Source organism: Sulfurirhabdus autotrophica, assembly GCF_004346685.1.
Taxonomy (GTDB): domain Bacteria; phylum Pseudomonadota; class Gammaproteobacteria; order Burkholderiales; family SMCO01; genus Sulfurirhabdus; species Sulfurirhabdus autotrophica.
On record NZ_SMCO01000026.1, the window covers coordinates 35,494 to 41,779 of the forward strand.

General features: G+C 44.9%; 5 protein-coding genes and 1 pseudogene. 3 read left to right on the forward strand and 3 right to left on the reverse strand.

The genetic code is table 11. The features are described from left to right. Positions 1-120 precede the first annotated feature (120 nt). Positions 121-1,548 carry a DEAD/DEAH box helicase gene (locus tag EDC63_RS16640; RefSeq protein WP_124946954.1) on the forward strand — a complete coding sequence of 476 codons (1,428 nt, stop codon included), beginning with the start codon at positions 121-123 and terminating at the stop codon, positions 1,546-1,548. A gap of 116 nt (positions 1,549-1,664) precedes the next feature. Here EDC63_RS16640 and EDC63_RS16645 read toward each other — a convergent pair whose 3' ends face one another. Continuing rightward, the gene (locus tag EDC63_RS16645) at positions 1,665-2,462 is read right to left on the reverse strand and encodes an MlaA family lipoprotein (protein ID WP_223272295.1); all 798 of its coding nucleotides are present in this window, start codon (positions 2,460-2,462) and stop codon (positions 1,665-1,667) included. Positions 2,463-2,706: 244 nt separating this feature from the next. Between EDC63_RS16645 and mltB the strand changes: the two genes are divergently transcribed. Beyond that, complete coding sequence (mltB, locus tag EDC63_RS16650; RefSeq protein WP_124946960.1) at positions 2,707-3,714, forward strand: lytic murein transglycosylase B; 1,008 nt, start codon at positions 2,707-2,709, stop codon at positions 3,712-3,714. A 15-nt stretch (positions 3,715-3,729) separates the two neighbouring features. Continuing rightward, complete coding sequence (locus tag EDC63_RS16655; protein WP_124946955.1) at positions 3,730-4,041, forward strand: DUF3301 domain-containing protein; 312 nt, start codon at positions 3,730-3,732, stop codon at positions 4,039-4,041. Positions 4,042-4,363: 322 nt separating this feature from the next. Here EDC63_RS16655 and EDC63_RS16660 read toward each other — a convergent pair whose 3' ends face one another. Together EDC63_RS16660 and EDC63_RS19130 are read right to left on the reverse strand one after the other, a co-directional pair. Further along, positions 4,364-5,851 carry a hypothetical protein gene (locus tag EDC63_RS16660; RefSeq protein WP_223272296.1) on the reverse strand — a complete coding sequence of 496 codons (1,488 nt, stop codon included), beginning with the start codon at positions 5,849-5,851 and terminating at the stop codon, positions 4,364-4,366. Positions 5,852-5,854: 3 nt separating this feature from the next. Further along, a pseudogene (locus EDC63_RS19130) lies at positions 5,855-6,178 on the reverse strand (YecA family protein); the annotation flags it as partial. Positions 6,179-6,286: the final 108 nt, after the last annotated feature.

The window sequence follows — 6,286 nt, forward strand, 5'->3', positions numbered from 1 at the left end:
GTATTTATTTCCCCTGATGTGTGACATCAGGTCAGGTCATGATCCCGAATTGTTCAACTAAATTATTCCGCCTGGACCGGTCCAAATACATTATTTTGGCAGGCTGGTCTGGAGCTATACATGTCATTTGAAACGCTTGGTCTTTCGGCCGAATTATTGCGCGCTATTGCAGAACAGGGTTATACAGAACCTACGCCCGTACAGGCTCAAGCTATTCCTTTGGTGCTTGAAGGGCGGGATATCCGCGCAGGAGCTCAAACTGGAACGGGCAAAACAGCCAGTTTTACATTGCCTTTGCTGCAACGGCTAAGCGCTCGTGCAAGCAGCAGTACTTCTCCCGCCATGCATCCGATTCGCGCGCTGATTTTAACGCCTACACGTGAGTTGGCAGCGCAAGTAGCAGAGAGCGTGCAAAACTATGGTAAATATCTACCTTTGAAGTCTGCTGTGGTGTTTGGTGGCGTCAATATGAACGCACAGATCAAGGAACTGCAGGGCGGTGTTGATGTGCTGGTAGCAACACCTGGCCGCTTGCTGGACCATGTTGAGCAACGTACAGTCAATTTATCCCGCGTAGAGATGTTTGTGCTGGATGAAGCAGATCGCATGCTGGACATGGGATTTATGCCGGATATTAAACGTGTGATCACATTAATGTCGCCTCAACGCCAAAACCTGATGTTTTCCGCGACCTATTCAGATGAAATAAAAAAACTGGCAGAACAGTTGTTGCAAAACCCGGCAATGGTGGAAGTCGCGCGACGTAACACGGCATCGGAAATGGTTAAACAGGTTGTTTACCATGTTGAAAAAGATCGTAAGAGAGAATTACTTTCCCATCTTATTAAAACGCATGATTTGCAACAGGTTTTAGTCTTTACCCGTACTAAACACGGTGCAGATCGCTTGACCACGCAATTGGAAAAAGATGGTATTGCTGCAGTTGCAATTCATGGGGACAAAGCGCAGAGCCAGCGTACCAAGGCACTTGAAGATTTCAAGCAAGGGACAGTCAAAGTCATGGTGGCAACAGATATCGCAGCCCGTGGCCTCGATATTGATCAGCTTCCCCATGTTGTCAATTATGAGTTACCCCATGTGCCTGAAGATTACGTTCATCGTATCGGACGTACTGGCCGTGGAGGAAGCAGCGGTGATGCGATTTCCCTGGTTTGTGAGGAAGAGCATAAGTTTTTGGCGGATATTGAACGTGTGCTGAATCGTTCAATCGATTCTGAAGTTATTGCAGGATTCGAAAAGGGTGTGGCTGGTGCAGTAGCAGTAGTTGCTGAAGACAGTCGTAGTAGGGATAATCGCAGCCGAGATGGACGTAGTCGCACACCTCGAGAAAATAAGGTGGAGAGTAAGCCTCGCGAACAGCGATCAACTCGTTCAACATTGAGTGGTGATCGCACAATTGATCCGATGGCTCAATATGTTGCACGACCTGTTTCTCAGCCGGCTCCTGATTATACTGCGCCACAACGCAATACAAAGCAGAAACAAATTGCTGCACTGTTTTTGCCTCCAAAAGTACCTCAAGAATAACGCTTTATTCTAGTTGTAAAAAAATGCCCATCTGGTTACCGGATGGGCATTTTTTATTATGAATGTTGATGATTGAGGTGAAGCGAAACTGATTTAATCGCCTGCTGCCATTTAAACTAAGGCGTGGTTGCTTTATCTGCAGGTATTGCCTTTTCAGATTTCACTGGTTCATCATCATAATCTTCCAGTTTTTCGCGGGGTGGATTGCCGTCATAAACTAAACTGCGGCGTTTCTGCAAATAACCCTCGCGAATAAAAATGTATTTGTCCAAGGCAGCATCATCAACCACTTTTTCTACTTTTAACAGGCGGGCCCGTGTGTCCACAAGATTGATACCCGCTGCAGAGTTGCGCTGTGGCACATCATTATGTTGCCAAATAGGGTCAACATGGCTATCAGCTGAACGTCCGATAGTATCGCGTAAAGTGCTAGGTCCCAGTATTGGCAGCACCAGGTAAGGACCGTTACCGATTCCCCAATATCCTAAGGTCTGACCGAAATCCTCATCGTGTTTAGGCAGATCCCAGCCGGTTGCTACATCAAATAGACCCAATACGCCAAAAGTGGAGTTGAATACCAAACGCGTTGTATCCGATGCAGCTTGGTGGAATTTAAACTGCAGTAAGTCGTTTGCAATAACAATTACATCATCCAGATTGGAGAAAAAATTGCCTACGCTTGTACGAACCGGGTCTGGAACAACGGCTTTGTATCCATGTGCAACGGGTTTCAAAACCGCCTTATCAACTGCATCGTTAAAATGATAGATGCCCCTGTTCATGGGTTCAAGCGGATCATATCGCTCACCATTTGTAGCACACCCACTGAGTAGAAAGGTACCTGCCAGTAATGACATGACTAGTTTTGGGTAGGAGTATTGCATAGTTGATTGTTCACTTATTCTTTTGTTCATTTTTTGATTATATCAATCATTCCGGAAAGCGGAAAAGAAATATCAATTTAGCATGAGTAGCCAATTGTTTAAGTAAACGCTTGTATATATATTGCATGAGCGCAAGATTAACGGGAAAATGAGCCAAAGCGCGCTATTTATTTTTGATGGCAATTCGATTGTATTCAGGATATTAAGTTTGATAAATCATGTGTTATTTGTGAATATTCGTAAGAATATCGTTATGTTTGCTCTCCCATTGAGCATGTTTTTTACTTTTTCAATTTGTCATGCTGCAAACGCTGGAAATGAATCGTTTTTATCACGCCCTGAATTAAATAGCTTTATCGATGAAATGGTGGAAAAACATGGTTTTGACAAGAGCCAGTTGATAGATGTTTTCAGTCATGTTCAATTAAAACCAAATATTATCAAAGCAATGGTCCGTCCTGCAGAGTCAAAACCCTGGACGGAATACCGTGCCATGTTTGTTAATCCGTTGAGAATTAATGGTGGTGTTGAGTTTTGGCGTGCAAATGCTGGCATTCTGGCGCTTGCCAGCAAAACTTATGGTGTGCCTGAGTCGATTATCGTCGCAATTATTGGCGTGGAAACCCAGTATGGAAAAAATACCGGTTCCTATCGGGTGATAGATGCTCTGTCTACGCTGGCTTTTGATTATCCCAGGCGGGCTGAATTTTTTAGGGGTGAGCTGGAAAAATTCTTGATACTCACCCGGGATGAAGGTATAGAGCCGTTCAGTCTTAAAGGTTCTTATGCGGGGGCAATGGGCATAGGTCAATTCATGCCCGGCAGTTGCCTGAGCTATGCCCTGGATTTTGATGGGAACGGGCACCGTGATATTAATCACAGCATGGCAGATGCCATTGGCAGTGTAGCCAACTATTTTATTGGCCATGGCTGGTTACCTGGTCAACCTGTGGCCTTACGTGCTCATGTGACAGGGGAACGTTATCTTGAATTGGTAAACATGGGCTTTAATCTGACACACACGGTTGATGAAATGCGCGAATTTGGTGTAACGCCTTCTGAATTGGTAGATGACAGTCAGCAGGCAATGCTGATCAGACTGGAAACAAAAGGAGAGCCTGAGTATTGGATAGGGTTGAATAATTTCAAGGCTATTACCGAATATAATCGTAGCAAATTTTACGCCATGACTGTTTACCTGTTAAGTCGTGAAATTCAGGCTGTAATGAATGCTCAATCAATTAATATGAGCGGGCAAGCTACTTCAATGCCAACCAAATAATAGCAAGGTGAATGTATGAGTATGGGGGAGTTGCTGTTCTTTGTCATTATGGTGTGTGTGGGCCTTCTTTGGCTGGAAGGAATGCGCGCAAGAGAAATAGCTAGCCTGGCAGCAAGAGGCGGGTGTAAAAACGACGATGTGCAGTTTCTTGATGAAACGGTTTCTTTCGCATCGATAAAATTTGCCCGCGACAGGTTAGGCAGGCTAACTACCCGCAGGACTTATCATTTCGAATTTAGTGATACTGGCGATAATCGGCTGGAAGGCAGGGTTGAACTGCTGGGAAGAAGGGTTGATTCGCTTTATATGGATCCGCACAGGATGTAAAAGCGGTTTCTGGTAAATTAAGCAGTGTTGTTTCATCTGCCTCCAACCCGTTACCCTCATTCAAGACCGACAGGTTTGTAGCCGCTGTTTTTTAATATTGAGATTCCGCTTTACGGACCAGGCTGATCATCATTTACCAAAATCATCGGAATCAGTTTTAAGAGGAAAATTCTGGATTTTGTCGGAGTGTCGAATCAGAAAATTGTCATTGCAATTGCGCGCGTGCTACCACTGCAGTAATTAAAAGTGATACTCCTGCAAGAGTGAGGAAATATTTAATCAGTAAAGAATTTTGCAGCACTCTTAGCCAGAAACGCGACTATTATTTTTTTGCAAAGGATTGCTTCAACCATTCCAGCGCACCGCTCTGCTTCCAAATATCGAAATTATCTTTAAAGTAATACCATGCCTCATCTCGCCCTCCCACCTGTACCATGCCGTTCCGCAAACGCGGTTGCTTAGGTTTGACGGCTAACAACATTTTAGATACCTCAGGATAACGTTTTCGAGCAATGGCAAGAGAGCGTTGCGCAGCCTGAAGCTGATTATCCATAAATAAAGCCAAAGCAGTACCGTAACTCATGTCCGCAATATCATCTTGATAGATTCTAGACAAGACCAGCGCCTCGTTGATTTTTCCCAAACGCAAGTAGTCGTGAATAAGATTAGAGCGCAACCCTTGATTGTCATTAGGATTCAGCGTTAACACCATCCATTCAGCGACGCGCACAGCCTCAGGAAAGTTCTTGGTCAATCGCAACATGCCAACTAATCTTTCCAGCAAGCGCATTGCCGGACGGTTTTCATGCCAAGCCCATTCCAGTTTCATCCCATCGGCTTGATAGCATTTGAGCGTCAAGCGCAGCAATGCTTCGGCATGGCGTAGCACAGGCAACAATAACACCTCCTCAAAGCCATGAGAAACTCTCTCGCCCTCTACCGTGGCAAGCCAATCGTCGAGAATATCGAAGCATTGCCAAGCCAGTGGGTTGTGCCCTAACCATTCAATATCATCAGCCATTGTTTCCGAGTACTCACCTTGAGTCTCCCATTGTGCGGCCAAACTAAGTAATTTTTTGTCAGGTTCCATCGGACCAGCACTGCCATTCTTGGGTTTGAGCATGTAGTGACAAGCTGGCTCAGGTAATTGCTCAATGAGTGAAACCAGAAGATTGATTTCGGGGCTTAAATTTTTTGCGATGCCCGTCATGGCGCTAGAAATGTCGCCTTGCGAAACTGTCCGTAGATATTCGATCAAAGGCCCTTGGTCAAAATCTTTAACCTTTGACAAACGGGCAACCCAAAAACGCGCTCGCTCCGTAGCGCGCTGTTTCTCGCCTTGATTAACCAACAAGGTAATCTCTAGGTGCGAAAGTGATGGGTCGTTTGGTATCAGACGTTGTAATTCCTGGAACAGCGACCATGCTTCCGCATACTCATTACGGTCAGCTAAAATACAGCAACGGCGCTGCAAAGCAGCTGCGCGAATATACTTGTTGTTTGCCGAAGAACCTCGTTTCAGCAATTTTTTCTTTTTCAGCGGATTGCCCAAAATATCATAGCAATCAAGCAAACAATCAAAAGCCGGTTCGGCACGCTCATCAAGTTTATTAAAATTGGCAAACAAACCTTCCAGTAACTTTACCGCATCTTGAACACGGGATTGCAGCATCCACTGCCTTGCAACGTGCTCCAACTCTTCTGCCGACAAATATTCAAAAGGCAATGCGGTAAGCTGTTTGGCCGACAGTGTATCCAGCACAAACGGTAACATACTTATATTCGGGAATTCATCTTGGCTGGGTTCCATCGCTAAACAACAGTGTTTATATTTTTTTCCGGAACCGCACGGGCACGTAGAATTACGCTCTGGTTTAGGCAGTGTACGCGGCCGGAAGTTATTGCTGGGTAATGCGGTACGATTCCAAATGAAGCGAGCGAAGAAAGATTTGAAGCTGCGCAATCCATCAGGACTCGATTGAAACTGTTTGAAAAAGATAGGCGCTACATCTTCCGAATATTGATCAAACCAACGCATAAAATCCGTGGCATCCTCAGACTTTAGAATTACTGAAACCGAGCGGCTAACCAATAATTCTAGGTCGTTACTTGCGATATTATCATGTTGGAAAGTCATTTCATTTCTATCGTCACTAGTGTCCGGTTAAAAATCGAACAAATTTAATTGGTTATCGAAATCGGTCTGTTCTGAGACGTAGCTACTGCCTGCGAAGGCTTGTAGTAG

Excerpts from the sequence above, each read along its gene's own strand:
- EDC63_RS16645 (WP_223272295.1), bottom strand. The coding sequence starts at position 2,462 with ATGAACAAAAGAATAAGTGAACAATCAACTATGCAATACTCCTACCCA.
- EDC63_RS16640 (WP_124946954.1), top strand. The coding sequence starts at position 121 with ATGTCATTTGAAACGCTTGGTCTTTCGGCCGAATTATTGCGCGCTATT.
- EDC63_RS16655 (WP_124946955.1), top strand. The coding sequence starts at position 3,730 with ATGAGTATGGGGGAGTTGCTGTTCTTTGTCATTATGGTGTGTGTGGGC.
- EDC63_RS16660 (WP_223272296.1), bottom strand. The coding sequence starts at position 5,851 with ATGGAACCCAGCCAAGATGAATTCCCGAATATAAGTATGTTACCGTTT.
- mltB (WP_124946960.1), top strand. The coding sequence starts at position 2,707 with ATGTTTTTTACTTTTTCAATTTGTCATGCTGCAAACGCTGGAAATGAA.